The following is a 16,154-nucleotide window of genomic DNA, read 5'->3' as shown; positions in this document are numbered from 1 at the left end:
AGCGCAGTGGAACCACCTGACCCCATGCCGAACTCAGAAGTGAAACGCTGTAGCGCCGATGGTAGTGTGGCATTCGCCATGCGAGAGTAGGACACTGCCAGGCACCCAATTTTAGATTACGCATTGAGCGTGGTCTTTACCGGTTAGTGTGCTGATATGGCTCAGTCGGTAGAGCGCATCCTTGGTAAGGATGAGGTCCCCAGTTCGATTCTGGGTATCAGCACCATTTTCAAGCAGTACAGCTTTTGCCTGACGGCAATAGCGCCGTGGAACCACCTGATCCCATGCCGAACTCAGAAGTGAAACGCGGTAGCGCCGATGGTAGTGTGGCATTCGCCATGCGAGAGTAGGACACTGTCAGGCACCTATTCAGAAGAGGCCTCCCATACGGGAGGCCTTTTTGCATTTCTGTCCTCCCGCCGCAATTCCCTGCTTCTATTTCAGTAAAAATGCTGGGCTATCAAGGGATTGCTCGTTACTCTTTAGCCGTTGCCCGATGAACACGTGATGCTGCCTGCGAGGTATTGATGGCTACGTTGAAGGAAATTGCACAGGAGGCGGGGGTATCGCTTGCTACCGTATCCCGTGTGCTGAACGAGGATCCCAGCCTGAGCGTCAAGGACGAGACCAGGCAGAAGATCTTCGAGATTGCCGAGCGGCTGGAGTACAAGACCAGCAGCGCCCGCAAAGGAGTGCACAAGAGCAAGCTGCAGCTCCTGGCTGTCTACGCCTATCCCCAGAGCACCGAGGTCAACGATCCCTACTATCTGGCCATCCGCTACGGTATCGAGACCCAGTGTACCCGCCTCAACATCGAGCTGGCCCACTGCTACAACGGTGCCGAGGGGCGTGAGCTCTCTGCCGTCGATGGCATCCTGGTCATCGGCCATCTGCCGGAAGAACGGCTGGCCGTGCTGCGCGGCCTGTCTGCCCAGCTGGTGTTCGTGGATTGCCGCTCTCAGGGGGATTTTGACTCGATTGATGTGGATCTGGCACTCATCAGCCAGCAGGTAGTGGACTTCTTCATCGCCGAGGGCCATCAGCGCATCGGCTATATCGGTGGCCAGGATGATGGCCCGGATCTGCGGGAACTCGCCTTTCGCGATTATGGCCAGCGGCTTGGCGTGGTGCAGGAGAGCGACCTCTATCGCGGAGACTTCTCCAGCGCTTCCGGCTACAAGCTGGCGAAGGAGATGCTGGCTGGCGACTGGCCCAGGGCACTGTTTGTCGCCTCCGACTCCATCGCCATCGGCGTGCTGCGTGCCATCCACGAGAAGGGACTGGCGATTCCCCAGCAGATCGAGCTTATCAGCGTCAACGATATCCCGACCGCCAAGTTCACCTTCCCGCCGCTCTCCACGGTGCGGATCCACTCCGAGTTGATGGGCTCCCAGGGGGTCAACCTGCTGGTCGAACGGCTGCGGGACGAGCGGGATATCCCACTCCGAGTGTTGGTGCCGAGCAAGTTGACCCTGCGTGGCACTACCCGCTAATTTTAGTAAAACATCTATGTTTTTAGTCGCGCCATCTTGCGGTGGCGCAACACATCTCCCAAGCAAATCTCTTTCCCATCTCTTCCAGTAAACTCATATCATATTGTTTTATAATTAATTTCATTACAGTTCAGCCTACTGCTATCAACATCCATGCCACTCATTCATATCTTGCTCTCCTTTATCTCCCGCTTCTGATCTCGCTCACAAAACCATCTGTTCATTGTGATCAGGTTAAAACTTTACCTATTTAGAACTGATATTTAGTAAATGTTTATCTAGAGTTTACCCAGTTAACGTTGCCTTGTTCCGGGAGGACATGTGAATAACTGGGAAAACGTCCAATTCGTTGGTGAAAACAGGCTGGCTCCGCGTGCCTACTTCTTCTCTTATGCCGACCACGCGCTGGCGGCCACCATGCAGCGCGAGCTGAGCCGCCGTTTTCTGGGGCTGAGCGGCCAATGGCAGTTCCACTACTTCGACCACCCCCTGCAGGTGCCGGAGGCCTTCTATCACAGCCTCATGAGCGAGTGGGGCCAGATCACCGTGCCCAACATGTGGCAGATGGAGGGACATGGTCAGCTCCAGTACACCGACGAAGGTTTTCCCTTCCCCATCGATGTGCCTTTTGTTCCGACCAACAACCCCACCGGCGCCTATCAGCGCAGCTTCACGCTGAGCCCGGCCTGGGACGGCGAGCAGGTGATCATCAAGTTTGACGGGGTGGAGACCTACTTCGAGGTCTATGTGAACGGCCACTACGTCGGTTTCAGCAAGGGGAGCCGTCTCACCGCCGAGTTCGATATCAGTGCCTACGCCAACATTGGCGAGAACCTGCTGTCAGTGCGGGTGATGCAATGGGCTGACTCCACCTATATCGAAGATCAGGATATGTGGTGGATGGCGGGGATCTTCCGCGACGTCTATCTGGTGGGCAAACCGGCCGCCCATGTGCAGGACTTCTTCATCCGCACCGCGCTGGCCGATGACAATCAAAGCGCCACCCTGAGCTGCGATATCCAGCTGGAAAATCTGGGGGCGGCTGCCTGTGATCACCGTCTGGTCTGGTCGCTGCTGGATCAGGGCAACGAGATCGCCAGCGGCTCGCTCGACCATCTCGCCATCGACGGCAAGTGTGATTGCCGCTTCACGCTGGATCTGGCCCACCCCCATCTCTGGAGTGCCGAAGATCCTTACCTCTACCAGCTGCAACTCTCCCTCTACAACGGTCAGGGCGAGCTGCTGGAAGTGATCCCGCAGCGGGTCGGGGTGCGTGAAATCAAGGTCAAGGATGGCCTCTTCTACGTCAACGGCCACTACCTCAAGCTGCACGGGGTGAACCGCCACGACAACGACCACCTCAAGAGCCGCGCGGTCGGCATGGATCGTGTTGAACGCGATATCGTGCTGATGAAGCAGCACAACCTCAACTCGGTGCGCACCGCCCACTACCCGAACGACCCGCGCTTCTATGAGCTGTGCGACCAGTACGGCCTGTTCGTGATGGCGGAGACCGACGTGGAGACCCACGGTTTTGCCAACGTCGGCGATCTCAGCCGCATCACCGACGACCCCTTCTGGGAGCCGGTGTTCGTGGATCGCATCGAGCGCCACGTGCACGCCCAGAAGAACCACCCCTCCATCATCATCTGGTCGCTCGGCAACGAGTCCGGCTACGGCTGCAACATCAGAGCTATGTACCAGCGCTGCAAGGGGATCGACCCGACCCGGCTGGTGCACTACGAAGAGGATCGCGATGCCGAGGTGGTGGATGTGGTGAGCACCATGTACTCGCGCGTCTCCCAGATGAACTGCTTCGGCGAGTTCCCGATGGCCAAGCCTCGTATCCTCTGCGAATACGCCCACGCCATGGGCAACGGACCGGGTGGCCTTAGTGAGTACCAGCAGGTGTTCGACCGCCATCCTCACATTCAGGGCCACTACATCTGGGAGTGGTGCGATCACGGCATTCTGGATCAGGACGAGCAGGGCCGCCCCGTTTACAAGTACGGTGGCGACTATGGCGACTACCCCAACAACTACAACTTCTGCATGGATGGGCTCATCTATCCGGATCAAACCCCTGGGCCGGGCCTGCGTGAATACAAGCAGGTGATCTGCCCGGTCAAGGTGCGGGCAGTAGATCTGTCCAGCGGCAAGCTGGAAGTGGAAAACCGCTACTGGTTCTCCACTCTCGACGATATCCGCCTGCTGGTCGAGGTGAAGGCCGAGGGCGAACTGCTGGCCAGCCAGCAAATCCGGTTGGAAGGGATTGATCCCGGTGCCACCACTGAGCTGCAACTCGAACTGCCATCCCTCGATGGGCGGGAAACCTTCGTCCAGCTGCGGGTCATCAAGGCCACCGCCACCCGCTACAGCGCGGCGGAGCACGAGCTGGGCCAGTACCAGTTCCGGCTGAAAGAGTCGACTCGCCAGCTGCGACCCTTTGCCAATCCCAACGCTACTGCGCTGAAGATTGCCGATGAGCGCCTTGACCTGACCTTGAGTGGCAGCGGCTTTGCCCTGCGCTTCTCGCGCCTCGACGGCAAGCTGGTGAGCTGGCAGCAGGATGGCAATGAGCTTATCGAGCGTTCGCCGCGCCTCACCTTCTTCAAGCCGATGATCGACAACCACAAGCAGGAGTACGAGAGCCTGTGGCACCCGAACCACCTGCAGATCATGCAGGAGCACTTCCGCACCTTAAGCTGGCGCCAGCTGGGTGAGGCGGTCGAGGTGACGGTGGAGAGCCTGATCGCGCCGCCGGTGTTCGACTTCGGTATGCGCTGCCGCTACGTCTACACCCTGAGCCCGAACGGTCAGCTGCACGTGGCACTCTCCGGCCAGCCCTACGGCGGTTATGACGACATCATTCCCAAGATCGGCTTCGAGCTGGGCATTCGTCAGGATCTCGACCGGGTGCACTACTACGGCATGGGCCCGGGGGAGAACTATCAGGACAGCCGCCAGAGCAACTGGATCGACAGCTTCCAGAGCACAGTCAGCGAGATGTGGGAGCACTACCCCTTCCCGCAGGACAACGGCAACCGCCAGCAGGTGCGCTGGGCGACCCTGACCAACCGCCACGGCGCCGGTCTCTACGTGCGACCCGATGCCCCCATCAACCTGAGCGTCTGGCCCTACAGCTGGGAGCATATCCACGCGGCGCAGCACATCAACGAGCTGGAACCGAGCGGTTATCTCACCCTCAATCTGGATCACAAGGTACTGGGGCTCGGCTCCAACTCCTGGGGCTCCGAGGTGCTGGACTCCTGGCGGGTGCGCTTCGAGCCGTTCAGCTTCGGCCTGACCCTGCTGCCCATCGCCCGTGGCAACCTCAATCCGGCTGTGCTGGCCGGGCTCGATCTCACCATCAACGGCGGGAGGAACCTCGCATGATCACCCTGGACAACCTGACCCTGTTCAAAAACATCTACCGGGAGGGCAAGAAGTGGGGCCGCTGCGTGGAGGCCATCAACAACCTGCCAAACCTCAAACCCGGCATCTGCCACTCCATCGGTGACTCCCTCACCTACCGCTTGCAGGAGGGGGCCAGCTCGGCCACCTCCCTGTTCGAGGGGCAGCGCCGCTACTTCGACGTTCACTACTACCTGGAAGGGGAAGAGACGGTGGAGTGGGCCCCCAAATCGGAGCTGGCGGTCGAGCAGGCTTATGACGACACCACAGACCGCGAGTGGCTGGCCGGTGAGGTGCGTGAGCGCCAGCAGGTGGGCAACGGGCAGGTGGTGATCTTCGAGAACGACGAGGCTTACAGGTTTGTCGGCGACGGGCCGGTGCGCAAGGTGATCATCAAGGTCACCGTCGAAGGCGGCTACTTCAAGAACAAATAACAATCCGCCGGTTCTGCACTGATAAAAGCCGGAAGGGCGGGGCTCACCCTACAACCCATGCCCCGCTCTTTCGCTAGATAACTACAGGTCTGGAGATGCACCATGTCTGATTCCAAACGCAATACGATAGGCAAGTTTGGTCTGCTGTCGCTCACCTTCGCGGCGGTATTCAGCTTCAACAACGTCATCAACAACAACATCGAGATCGGTCTGGCCTCGGCCCCGATGTTCTTTCTGGCCACCATTTTTTACTTCATTCCGTTTTGCCTGATCATTGCGGAGTTCGTGTCACTGAACAAGAACTCCGAAGCGGGCGTCTATGCCTGGGTGAAGAGCTCCCTCGGCGGTCGCTGGGCCTTCATCTCCGCCTGCACCTACTGGTTCGTGAACCTCTTCTTCTTCACCTCCTTGTTGCCGCGGGTTATCGCCTACGCCTCCTATGCCTTCCTCGGCTACGAGTACATTCTCACCCCGGTGGCGACCACGGCATTGAGCATGGTGCTGTTCGCCTTTGCCACCTACGTCTCCACCAACGGCGCCAAGATGCTCGGCCCCATCACCTCGGTGACCTCGTCCCTGATGCTGCTGCTGACCCTCTCCTACATTCTGCTGGCGGGTGCGGCGCTGGTGGGCGGCGTACAGCCAGCCGACCCCATCACGGTAGAGGCCATGGTCCCCGATTTCAGCTGGGCCTTCCTCGGCATCACCACCTGGATCTTTATGGCGGCTGGTGGCGCCGAGTCGGTGGCGGTCTACGTCAATGACGTAAAAGGCGGCTCCAAGTCCTTCGTGAAGGTGATCATCATCGCCGGGATCTTTATCGGGGTGCTCTACTCCATCGCATCGCTGTTGATCAACGTGTTCGTTCACAGCGACACCCTGAAATATACCGGCGGCTCGGTGCAGGTGTTCGAGGGGCTGGCGGCCTACTTCGGTTTGCCGGAGATCCTGATGAACCGCTTCGTCGGTCTGGTCTCCTTCACCGCCATGTTCGGCTCCCTGCTGATGTGGACGGCGACCCCGGTGAAGATCTTCTTCTCCGAAATCCCGGCCGGCATCTTCGGCAAGAAGACGGTCGAGCTGAACGAGAACGGCGTGCCCGCCCGCGCAGCCTGGATCCAGTACCTTATCGTGCTGCCGCTGATGGTGATCCCGACTCTGGGCTCCAACACCGCTCAGGATCTGATGAACACCGTCATCAACATGACCGCTGCCGCTTCCATGCTGCCGCCGCTGTTCATCATGCTGGCCTACCTCAATCTGCGCCTGAAGCTCGACCACCTGCCGCGGGATTTCAAGATGGGCTCGCGCACCACCGGCATCGCCGTGGTCTCGGTGCTGATCGTCCTCTTCTCGGTGGGCTTCCTCGCCTCCACCTTCCCGACCGGCGCCGACATCATGACCATCGTCTTCTACAACGTCGGCGGGATCGTGATTTTCCTCGGCTTCGCCTGGTGGAAATACAACCGATACGAGGCCTCCCTCAGCGCCGAGGCGCGCGCGAAAGAGGCCGAGCCAGCGGCGCAGGTCGTCATCCAGCCGTCATGACCCCATCAAACCGGGTGGCCGTTGGCCACCCGCAAACCGTTGAACCAGAAAAGGAAAAGCGCATGAGCGAGACGATCGAGTTTGCCGAATTCAAACGGGTCGAGATGAAGGTGGGCAAGGTGCTGGAGGTGGTGCGCCACCCCGGTGCCGACAAACTCTACATCGTCCAGATCGACGTGGGTGGCGAGCGGCCGCTGCAGACCGTCACCAGTCTGGTGCCCTACTACAGCGAAGAGGAGCTGATGGGCAGCGAGGTGGTGGTACTGACCAACCTCAAGCCCACCAGGATGCGCGGCGAGCGATCCGAGTGCATGTTGCTGTGCGCCGAGACCGCGGACGAGAGCCAGAGCGTGCTGTTGCAACCGCGGGTGCCGATGGCGCCGGGCACCCCGATCGTCTGAATGGTATTGCGAGCCGGTGCGGGAGACGGCACCGGTTCACCAGCGAGGCCGCCCACGCGGTCCGATCATAACAAGAGAGTAAAGCGCGGGGCCGACAGACCCTTGCCGAACACATCACAGAGTCACAGCGTTACCCGCAGGGAGCGCGAGTCCACTGGAGGACACCATGTCTGAATCCGTACGCGGCACCATAGGCAAGTTTGCCCTGTTGTCGATGACCTTTGCCGCCGTGTTCAATGTGCGCAACATCGTCAACAACAACATCGAGCTGGGGCTCAGCTCCGCCCCCATCTTCCTGCTGGCGACCCTCGTCTACTTCATTCCGTTCGTCTTCATCATCGCCGAGTTCGTTTCGGCCAACAAAAACTCCGAGTCGGGGATGTACGACTGGCTGAAAAAGCCGCTCGGCACCCGGATGGCCTATCTGGGTTCGTTTCTCTACTGGTTCGTGAACCTGTTCTGGTTTGTCTCCCTGCTGCCCAACGTCATCGCCTACGCCTCCTACGCCATGCTGGGCTATGAGTACAGCTTCTCGCCCATGGTCACCTCGATCATCTCCATCGTGCTGTTTGCGGCGGCGACCCACATCTCGACCAAGGGGGCAAGCTGGCTCGGCAAGATTGCGGAGATCGTGGCCTACGGGGTATTTGCCCTGTTCGCCATCTATGTGCTGGGCGCCCTCATGGCCCTGAGTGGCGATCATGTGCCGGCCCAGCCCATCACGCTGGAGGCGATGACCCCTACCGTCAACTGGGCGACGCTCGGCATCATGTGCTGGATCTTCCAGGCGGCGGGCGGTGCCGAGACGGCGGCGGCCTACCTCAATGACGTGAGGGGGGGCCAGAAGTCCTTCATCAAGGTGATCATCAGTGCCGGCATCGTCATCGGCGCCATGTATGCGGTCGGTTCCCTCTTGGTGAACGTGTTCGTACCGCGCGAGAGCCTCACCTATGCTGGCGGCATGGTGGAGATCTTCACCGGCATGGCGCAGTATTTCGGGCTTTCCGAGGCGATGGTGGGCCGCTTCGTCGGCGTGGTGCTGTTCATCGCCATGTTCGGCTCCATGATGATGTGGACCTCGGCGCCGGTGAAGATCCACTTCACCGAGATCCCCCAGGGGGTTTACGGCGAGAAGACCACCCAGCTCAACGAGCACGGCGTGCCGGTGCGCGCCGCCTGGTGGCAGTTTGTCTTCGTGTTCGTGATGCTGGTGGTCAACGGCTTCGGTTCCGAGTCGGTGCAGCAGATGATGAACACCGCCATCAACCTCACCGCCGGCACCGCCATGTTGCCGCCGATCTTCATCATGGTGGCCTACTTCGTGTTCCGCTGGAAACATGACGACACCCCCCGCGAGTTTCGCATGGGATCGCGCACCTTCGGGATGGGGGTGGTGTCGGTGCTGATCGCCATCTTCGTGGTGAGCATGAGCGCCTCCGCCTTCCCGGCCGGGGTGGATCTGGTGCGCGCCTTCTTCATCAACGTCTTCATGACCGCGGTCTTCTCGGCGCTGGCCTACTGGTGGATCTCCCGCTTCGAGAAGCGGCAGGCCCGCAAGTCAGGTGGCAACGAGAAGAAAGCGGGCAGCGGCACCCTGGCCAGCCAGCGCTGACCGGCATGTGGCAAACAGGAGACGGGCGACCAGGGTCGCCCGTTTTTTATTGGCCGGATCCGGGGCCGGAGGGGCAAACCCGTTTAGTTTTGCTGTGAGAATGTGCGTTATCGTTTAACAAAATGAAACAAATGAAGCTGCCGCTCAACTTTGCACCACAGGGTGTTCGGGGTAAGCTTGTCCCTTCGTATCCGGGGTCGCCGCCTGATGACGCCTTCCCCGTGCCCTGTCGTCCCCTCCCGTGCGGGACGCGCTTTCTCTGGAGACTCCCCGTGCGTCTGGATCCTTTTACCTCTGTGCTGATTGCCGTGGTGGCCCTGGCCTCCTTCTTCCCCTGCGAGGGGCAGGTGGCCGTCTGGTTCGGTCTGCTGACCAAGCTGGCGGTGGCGCTCTTGTTCTTCATGCATGGTGCCAAGCTGTCGCGCCAGAACCTGCTGGCGGGCCTGGGCCACTGGCGGTTGCACCTGGTGGTGATGGCCAGCACCTTCCTGCTCTTCCCGCTGCTGGGGCTGCTGCTCACGCCCCTGGTGCCCCAGTGGCTGAGCCCGGCCATCTATCTCGGCTTCTTGTATCTGTGCGCCCTGCCCGCCACCGTGCAGTCGGCCATCGCCTTCACCTCCATGGCGGGGGGCAATGTGTCGGCGGCGGTGTGCAGCGCCTCGGCCTCCAGCATCCTCGGCATCTTCCTCTCGCCGGTGTTGGTAGGGCTGATGATCAATGTGCAGGGGGAGGGGGTCGATACCTGGCACTCCATTCAGGCCATCATGGTGCAGCTGATGCTGCCCTTCGTGGTGGGCCACCTGTCACGCCCCCTCATCGGTCGCTGGGTTGACAGCCACCGGCCACTCATCGGCAAGCTGGACCAGAGCTCCATCCTGCTGGTGGTCTATGTGGCCTTCAGCGAGGCGGTGGTGCAGGGGATCTGGCACCAGGTCGGCTGGTATGATTTGGCCAGTATCGTGCTGCTGAGCTGCGTGCTGCTGGCGCTGGTGCTGGGGTGGAACGTCTGGATCAGCCGTCGCCTCGGTTTCAACAGGGCGGACGAGATCACCATCGTCTTCTGCGGCTCCAAGAAGAGCCTGGCCAACGGGGTGCCGATGGCCAACGTCATGTTCCCCGCCGCCAGCGTCGGGGTCATGGTGCTGCCCCTGATGATCTTCCACCAGATCCAGCTGATGGTGTGCGCCGTGCTGGCCCGCCGCTACCGCGAGCAGGAGGCGGTGCCCCAGGTACAGGAGGGGTAAGCGGTCCGGATAAAGAAGAGGGAGGCCATGGGCCTCCCTCTTTCGTTTGCCGCGTCGTCAGCGTTTGCGCCAGACGGTGAGCTGGGCCACCGTGTGCTGGTACTTGCGGGCGGTCTCGCGGATGACGAAGGGGACGTCCCTCGGGGGCATGTGCTCCTCGAACTCCTCCGCCAGCAGCCGTTGCAGCGCCTGATAGGTGCCGAGGGCCTCGCCGTTTTCCCGGATGCCGCCGAGCCAGTTGGCCTTGGGGGTGTAGTCGGTCAGCCAGGTGTAGGGGCTGGTGAGCACCAGCAGGCCGCCGCTGCGAAGGCGCGGAGCAATGTCCCGCAGGAAGCGGGCGGGCTCCCGCAGCCGGTCGATCAGGTTGGAGGCGAGCACCAGGTCGTAGTCGCCGTACTTGGGCTTGAGGTTGCAGGCATCCCCCTGGCTGAAGTGGACCCGCTCGCTCTGCTGGCGACCGAGCTCGTGGCGGGAGAGGCGCGCCTCGCAATATTCCACCAGATCCCCTTCCACCGGCACCGCATAGCGGAAGCTGTCCTGTCTTGCCAGGGTCAGGGCCACGTCGATGAAGCGGGCCGAGTAGTCCACCCCATCCACGTGGGCGAAGCGGCGAGCCAGTTCGAAGCTGGCGCGACCGGTGGCGCAGCCGATGTCGAGCGCCCGCTCATGGCGGCCGCAGAGCTCGCTGGCAAGACCGGCCAGAGCCTCGGCGTAGTTGGCGACCCCGAAGTGGCTCGGACCGTACTGGAAGTCGAGGTACTGAGCGACCAGGGTGTCGGTTTCATAAGGGGTCACGATGACGGGCTCCTGATGGCGTGAGACCAGGTAGCGGAAGCCCGCGTGCTGGAAGAAGTGGCGACGGAAGGCGTAGCGGGAGGACTTGAGTGCCTCGTTGCCGGTGCTGATCCAGCTTCCGCCCTTGATGAGGGTGTGCTTGCCGTCGAAGGTGGGGGTGGAGAAGTCGTCGTAGAGGGGGTGCACCTTGAACCCCTCGAAGCCGTCGATGGCGGTGCTGGTCCACTGCCAGACGTTGCCCACCAGATCGAAGAAGCTGCCCTGGGGGCAGGCATCCACCGGGCAGGAGGAGGCGAAGCGGCCCAGGTTGATGTTGCCGGGGGCCTCCATCCAGTCCGGCTGATCGCCGGCCAGTTGCTCCCGCAGCAGCATCCACTCCCCCTCGCTCGGTAGCTGGACGGGCAGGCCGGTCTGATCCGCCTTCCAGCGGCAGAAGGCGGCGGCCTCCAGCTGGTTCACCTCCACCGGCCAGTCCCAAGGCATGGGGACCTGCTCGGTCATCAGCCGCAGTTGCAACTGCTCGGGTTCATTGGGATCGCCGACCCAGAAGGTGGGCATGCGGGCGTTGGCATACTGGCGCCAGCCCCGGCCCTCGTCGTCCCACCAGGCGGGCGCTTCATATCCGCCCGCCTGCACGAAGGCCAGGTACTCGGCGTTGCTCACCAGCATACGGCTGGCCTGGAAGGGGGCCAGCTCGATGTGGCGCTCGCCATATTCGTTGTCCCAGCCGTAGGTGGCATCCTGCTTGCCGAGTCGCACCTGGCCGCCGGCCACCGGCAGCAGGGTGTTGACGGGGACGGCGGCGAGATCGTGGCGCGCCTCGGGGCAGACCGGCCACTGGGGCTGGCTGCGCACCCAGGCCAGGGGCAGCTGGCGGATCAGCACGCTGGAGGTCTCGAGGTGGATGCGCTCGTGCTCTATCCCCATCAATATGACCCAGGCCGGGCTCTGCCAATGGATGGGCAGCTCGATCGGCATCCGCTCGATGAAATCACACACCAGGGCGCGCACCCGGCCGCGGTAGTCACGCAGCTCGGCCACCGTGGGCCAGTCGTAGTGGGTCTCGTCCAGATCGTCCCAGCTCATCTCGTCCACCCCGATGGCGACCAGGGCCTCGATGCGGGGGTCGATGCGGCCCTCGATGAGACGGGCCGCCAGCAGCTTATTGACGAAGAAGGCGGCGGTATGGCCGTAGTAGAAGATGAGCGGGTGGCGCAGGGGGATCGCCTTGTTGAACCAGGCCCGCTCGTCGGCCAGGCAGTCGAACAGCGAGTCGTAGAGATCGAAGGTCTGGCAGAAGTAGGCGAGCAGCTCGCGGCGCTTGTGGTCGGGATCGTCGCCGGTCAGCAGCGGGGTGCGGGTGGGGGCAGGCAGGCCCGGATGGACGAATGAGTGGCTGGCTTGGGTCACGCTCTGACTCCTTGTTGATTCTGGCGGGTGAAGCAGCGATGGAGTGCTCTATACGCACCAGGTATCACTATTGGCTCAACGAACCGGGGCGGCAACCAAAATAATGGGTCAACACCCCCCTTCGGGTGTGGTCAGATTGACCAGATTGTGGTCTGAATGACTCTTTGTTATGGACCCTTCGAGCCTCGAAATATTGAAATGGATAGATAAATCATGATGTTAGCCATATGGCACAGGGTTTGCTGATTGCCACTCACCTGCCGCGCCGTGCGGCAAAGAGGATACGAGGAGTAGCGGGATGAAATGGATGCTGGGCGTGGTGCTGGCCCTGGGACTGACCGGATGCAGCTGGCAGGATGACGTCAAGGTGCGCGGGGAGGGGGCCGTGGTGGAGCAGCAGCATCCCCTGGGGCGGGAGGTGACCCGGGTGCTGGCGGGCGTGCCCGCCAACCTGTACCTGGTGGCGGGAGAGAGCCACACCCTCAGGGTCAAGGGGGAGGCCAATCTGCTGCCCTATCTGGTGCTCACCGAGAAGGGGGAGAAGCTGGAGATCGAGGTCAAGGATGGCTACCGGCTCGACCCCACCCAGCCGCTGGAGATCACCATCACCCTGCCGACGCTGCACGAGTTGGCACTGGCGGGGGTTGGCAACGGCGCCTTGCGCGACTTCAAGGGGGATGATCTGGTGCTCTCCCTGGCGGGCACGGGGGACATCGTCGCCAGCGGGCTGACGCTGGATCGGCTGGAGGGCAACATCGCCGGGCTGGGCAACCTGGATCTGGGGCAGGGCTCCGCCCGGGTGATGGCGCTGAACATCGCCGGCGCCGGTGGCGTCAAGGGGGCCGGGCTCGCCAGCGAGGAGGTCGAGGTGAGCATCGCCGGCAGTGGCGAGGTCGAGGTGCGGGCCCGGTCGCGGCTCAAGATAGAGATCGCCGGTGCCGGTGCGGTCAACTACTGGGGCAGCCCAGCGCTGACCAGCGAGATCGCGGGCTCGGGCCAGGTGAGCCGGTTGGGGAGCTGATCCCATCACCGCAACAATGAAAAAGGCCCCTTGGGGCCTTTTTTGCAGGATGTGACACTGTGGGGCGGTGCCTCACTCGAGGGGGAGTGCGAGGCCCAGATCGGCGTTCAGGCGCATCAGCAGCCACTGCATACCGGCGAGGTGCTGGTGGTCATGGCTGACGAGCAGGCGCACCAGACCGTCCAGGGTCACCTCCCCATAGCCGCCATAGCGGGCGCGGCGCTGCCAGGCGTCGGACGGCACCGTCTTCAGCCATTCGACGGTCTGCAGGCGGGCGGTGCGAAAGCGGTCGAGCTGCGTGGCGGTATCCTGTCGGGGGTAATCATGGTCCAGCGCCAGCTGATAACCATCGAGGGAGGCGAGTTCCGGCAGGCTTTCCGCCAGGGTGCGACGAAACCGCACCTGATAGCCCAGCACTTCGATGTCCAGCAGGTGGCAGAGGTGCCCCCTGGCACTGAAACGCTCGGAGGGGATCCCGGCCCAGTTGGCGGGTTCCCAGTCCAGACGGTCGGTGGGGACCTGTGCCAGCAGCCGCTCGAACTGGTCCGGCATGGCCAGCAATGTGGTGAAGAGAGGCATCCTTGTCTCCTGTTTCCGGGTGAATGGCCGCCCGCTGACGGGGCGGCCACGAGCGGATCAGCCTCAGGCCGGTTCGCCCAGGTGGTTGGCGTGAAAGCGCAGGTGTGCCTCGATGAAGCTCGCCACGAAGTAATAGCTGTGGTCGTAGCCGGCATGGCGGTTGAGCGTCAGGGGCCACGCCCGGGTGGCGGCCACTTCGGCCAGGGTGTCGATGCCGAGCTGCTCCGCCAGGAAGGGGTCGTCCAGCCCCACGTCCACCAGGGTCGGCAGGGGCGGGCTGTCGTGGTGGCGCAGCAGCTGGCAGGCATCCCACTCCTGCCACAGCAGGGGGTTGTTGCCGAGGTAGGCGCCGAGGGCCTTCTGGCCCCAGGGGCAGCGGCTCGGGTGGCTGATGGGGCTGAAGGCCGACACCGAGCGGTAGCGACCCGGCTCGCGCAGGGCGGCGATGAGGGCGCCGTGGCCCCCCATGGAGTGGCCGCTGATGGCGCGCTTCGTCGAGACCGGGAAGTGGGTCTCGATGAGCTCGGGCAGCTCCCGGGTGACGTAATCGTACATCTGGTAGTGATCCCGCCAGGGGGTCTGGGTGGCGTTGACGTAGAAACCTGCCCCCATGCCGAGGTCATAGCCGGGATCGTCCGCCACCCCTTCACCGCGGGGGCTGGTGTCCGGCGCTACCAGAGCGATGCCGAGCTCGGCGGCGATGCGCTGGGCCCCTGCTTTTTGCATGAAGTTCTCGTCGGTGCAGGTGAGACCGGAGAGCCAGTAGAGCACCGGGACTTTCTGGCCGGTGAGGGCCTGGGGCGGCAGGTAGATGGCGAAGCGCATCTCGCACCCCAGCACATTGGAGCGGTGGCGATACTGCTTGTGCCAGCCGCCGAAGCTCTTGTTGCTGCTGATGATGTCCAGATTCATGTAAGGACTCCTTGCCCCGCCCATGCGATGGGCGGGGCGCTCATGGGATCAGTAGTGGATGACGGTGCGGATGCTCTTGCCTTCGTGCATCAGATCGAACGCCTCGTTGATCTGCTCGAGGGGCATGGTGTGGGTGATGAAGTCGTCCAGCTTGAACTCACCCTGCATGTAGCGCTGCACATAGCTCGGCAGCTCGCTGCGACCGCGCACGCCGCCGAAGGCGCTGCCGCGCCAGACCCGACCGGTGACCAGCTGGAACGGACGGGTGCTGATCTCCTGGCCCGCGCCGGCCACGCCGATGATGACCGACTCGCCCCAGCCCTTGTGGCAGCACTCCAGCGCCGCGCGCATCACCTTGACGTTGCCGATGCACTCGAAGGAGAAGTCGACGCCGCCGTCGGTCATCTCGACGATCACCTCCTGGATGGGCTTGTCGAACGTGTTCGGGTTGATGCAGTCGGTGGCACCCAGCTTGCGGGCCAGCTCGAACTTGCTCTCGTTGATGTCGATGGCGATGATGCGGCCGGCCTTGGCCAGGCGCGCGCCTATGATGGCGGAGAGGCCGATGCCCCCCAGCCCGAAGATGGCGACGCTCTCACCCTCTTTCACCTTGGCGGTGTTCATCACGGCGCCGATGCCGGTGGTGACGCCGCAGCCGAGCAGGCAGACCTCTTCCAGCGGGGCGGCCGGATCCACCTTGGCGATGGAGATCTCGGGCAGTACCGTGTATTCGCTGAAGGTAGAGGTGCCCATGTAGTGGTAGATGGGCTGGCCGTCCTTGGAGAAGCGGGTGGTGCCGTCCGGCATCAGCCCCTTGCCCTGGGTGGCGCGGATCTTCTGGCACAGGTTGGTCTTGCCGGATTTGCAGAACTTGCACTCGCCGCACTCGGGGGTGTAGAGCGGGATCACGTGATCGCCGACCTTGACGCTGGTGACGCCCTCGCCGACGGACTCGACGATACCGCCCCCTTCATGGCCCAGGATGCAGGGGAAGACCCCTTCCGGATCTTCACCGGAGAGGGTGAAGGCATCGGTGTGGCAGACGCCGGTCGCGACGATCCGCACCCGCACCTCGCCGGCCTGGGGCGGCATGACCTCGACCTCTTCGATGGAGAGGGGCTGACCCGGTCCCCAGGCGATGGCGGCTTTACACTTGATGCTCTGAACCTGTGCCATGAATGACGTCCTCGTAGTGGTTGGATGAACGGAAATGAGTTCGGAGATCCAGTGTAGTTTCCCGCCGATTTGGTGATAATAACGCTAAGTATCAAATCACTTTTACATACAGGTA

General features: G+C 62.5%; 12 protein-coding genes, 1 tRNA gene and 2 rRNA genes. 11 read left to right on the top strand and 4 right to left on the bottom strand.

The genetic code is table 11. The features are described 5' to 3' along the window. The 10 genes from rrf (ACB037_RS18155) to ACB037_RS18110 all read left to right on the top strand — a co-directional run. Positions 1-103, top strand: a 5S ribosomal RNA gene (gene rrf, locus ACB037_RS18155); the annotation flags it as partial. A 47-nt stretch (positions 104-150) separates the two neighbouring features. Next, positions 151-226, top strand: a tRNA-Thr gene (locus ACB037_RS18150). Between the two features lie 22 nt (positions 227-248). Next, positions 249-363, top strand: a 5S ribosomal RNA gene (rrf, locus tag ACB037_RS18145). Between the two features lie 164 nt (positions 364-527). Beyond that, positions 528-1,493, top strand: a complete 966-nt coding sequence (ebgR, locus tag ACB037_RS18140) for a transcriptional regulator EbgR (protein ID WP_041214116.1) — start codon at positions 528-530, stop codon at positions 1,491-1,493. A 321-nt stretch (positions 1,494-1,814) separates the two neighbouring features. Then, positions 1,815-4,889, top strand: coding sequence for a beta-galactosidase subunit alpha (gene ebgA, locus ACB037_RS18135; protein ID WP_371175688.1), 3,075 nt, complete (start codon positions 1,815-1,817; stop codon positions 4,887-4,889). After that, entirely contained in the window at positions 4,886-5,341 is a 456-nt protein-coding gene (locus ACB037_RS18130) for a beta-galactosidase subunit beta (protein ID WP_371175687.1), read from the top strand. The genes ebgA and ACB037_RS18130 overlap by 4 nt, the downstream gene beginning before the upstream one ends. Before the next feature lie 102 nt (positions 5,342-5,443). Beyond that, positions 5,444-6,889 carry an amino acid permease gene (locus ACB037_RS18125; RefSeq protein ID WP_371175686.1) on the top strand — a complete coding sequence of 482 codons (1,446 nt, stop codon included), beginning with the start codon at positions 5,444-5,446 and terminating at the stop codon, positions 6,887-6,889. A gap of 62 nt (positions 6,890-6,951) precedes the next feature. Beyond that, the gene (locus tag ACB037_RS18120; RefSeq protein ID WP_198505608.1) at positions 6,952-7,290 is read left to right on the top strand and encodes a tRNA-binding protein; all 339 of its coding nucleotides are present in this window, start codon (positions 6,952-6,954) and stop codon (positions 7,288-7,290) included. Positions 7,291-7,456: 166 nt separating this feature from the next. Next, positions 7,457-8,902 carry an amino acid permease gene (locus tag ACB037_RS18115; RefSeq protein ID WP_371175685.1) on the top strand — a complete coding sequence of 482 codons (1,446 nt, stop codon included), beginning with the start codon at positions 7,457-7,459 and terminating at the stop codon, positions 8,900-8,902. A 272-nt stretch (positions 8,903-9,174) separates the two neighbouring features. Continuing rightward, on the top strand, positions 9,175-10,146 hold the full coding sequence (locus ACB037_RS18110) for a bile acid:sodium symporter family protein (RefSeq protein WP_039039547.1): 972 nt from the start codon (positions 9,175-9,177) through the stop codon (positions 10,144-10,146). A gap of 57 nt (positions 10,147-10,203) precedes the next feature. Here ACB037_RS18110 and ovoA read toward each other — a convergent pair whose 3' ends face one another. Further along, on the bottom strand, positions 10,204-12,351 hold the full coding sequence (gene ovoA / locus ACB037_RS18105) for a 5-histidylcysteine sulfoxide synthase (RefSeq protein WP_371175684.1): 2,148 nt from the start codon (positions 12,349-12,351) through the stop codon (positions 10,204-10,206). Between the two features lie 298 nt (positions 12,352-12,649). Between ovoA and ACB037_RS18100 the strand changes: the two genes are divergently transcribed. Beyond that, positions 12,650-13,372 (top strand): GIN domain-containing protein, encoded by a 723-nt coding sequence (locus tag ACB037_RS18100; RefSeq protein WP_266110138.1) that lies wholly within the window; start codon positions 12,650-12,652, stop codon positions 13,370-13,372. Between the two features lie 72 nt (positions 13,373-13,444). Here ACB037_RS18100 and ACB037_RS18095 read toward each other — a convergent pair whose 3' ends face one another. From ACB037_RS18095 to ACB037_RS18085, 3 genes are all read right to left on the bottom strand, one after another. After that, on the bottom strand, positions 13,445-13,951 hold the full coding sequence (locus ACB037_RS18095) for a DinB family protein (protein ID WP_010672467.1): 507 nt from the start codon (positions 13,949-13,951) through the stop codon (positions 13,445-13,447). Positions 13,952-14,014: 63 nt separating this feature from the next. Further along, on the bottom strand, positions 14,015-14,863 hold the full coding sequence (gene fghA, locus ACB037_RS18090) for an S-formylglutathione hydrolase (protein ID WP_039039543.1): 849 nt from the start codon (positions 14,861-14,863) through the stop codon (positions 14,015-14,017). A 48-nt stretch (positions 14,864-14,911) separates the two neighbouring features. Continuing rightward, positions 14,912-16,039, bottom strand: a complete 1,128-nt coding sequence (locus ACB037_RS18085) for an S-(hydroxymethyl)glutathione dehydrogenase/class III alcohol dehydrogenase (protein ID WP_010672469.1) — start codon at positions 16,037-16,039, stop codon at positions 14,912-14,914. Positions 16,040-16,154 lie beyond the last annotated feature (115 nt).

This window comes from Aeromonas sp. S19(2024) (assembly GCF_041402625.1).
Classification (GTDB): domain Bacteria; phylum Pseudomonadota; class Gammaproteobacteria; order Enterobacterales; family Aeromonadaceae; genus Aeromonas; species Aeromonas caviae.
Note: the sequence above shows the minus strand (reverse complement) of the source record. Positions and strands in the feature narration are given on the sequence as shown.

Excerpts from the sequence above, each read along its gene's own strand:
- ACB037_RS18125 (WP_371175686.1), top strand. The coding sequence starts at position 5,444 with ATGTCTGATTCCAAACGCAATACGATAGGCAAGTTTGGTCTGCTGTCG.
- ACB037_RS18100 (WP_266110138.1), top strand. The coding sequence starts at position 12,650 with ATGAAATGGATGCTGGGCGTGGTGCTGGCCCTGGGACTGACCGGATGC.
- fghA (WP_039039543.1), bottom strand. The coding sequence starts at position 14,863 with ATGAATCTGGACATCATCAGCAGCAACAAGAGCTTCGGCGGCTGGCAC.
- ebgR (WP_041214116.1), top strand. The coding sequence starts at position 528 with ATGGCTACGTTGAAGGAAATTGCACAGGAGGCGGGGGTATCGCTTGCT.
- ACB037_RS18095 (WP_010672467.1), bottom strand. The coding sequence starts at position 13,951 with ATGCCTCTCTTCACCACATTGCTGGCCATGCCGGACCAGTTCGAGCGG.
- ACB037_RS18085 (WP_010672469.1), bottom strand. The coding sequence starts at position 16,039 with ATGGCACAGGTTCAGAGCATCAAGTGTAAAGCCGCCATCGCCTGGGGA.
- ACB037_RS18130 (WP_371175687.1), top strand. The coding sequence starts at position 4,886 with ATGATCACCCTGGACAACCTGACCCTGTTCAAAAACATCTACCGGGAG.
- ACB037_RS18115 (WP_371175685.1), top strand. The coding sequence starts at position 7,457 with ATGTCTGAATCCGTACGCGGCACCATAGGCAAGTTTGCCCTGTTGTCG.
- ACB037_RS18120 (WP_198505608.1), top strand. The coding sequence starts at position 6,952 with ATGAGCGAGACGATCGAGTTTGCCGAATTCAAACGGGTCGAGATGAAG.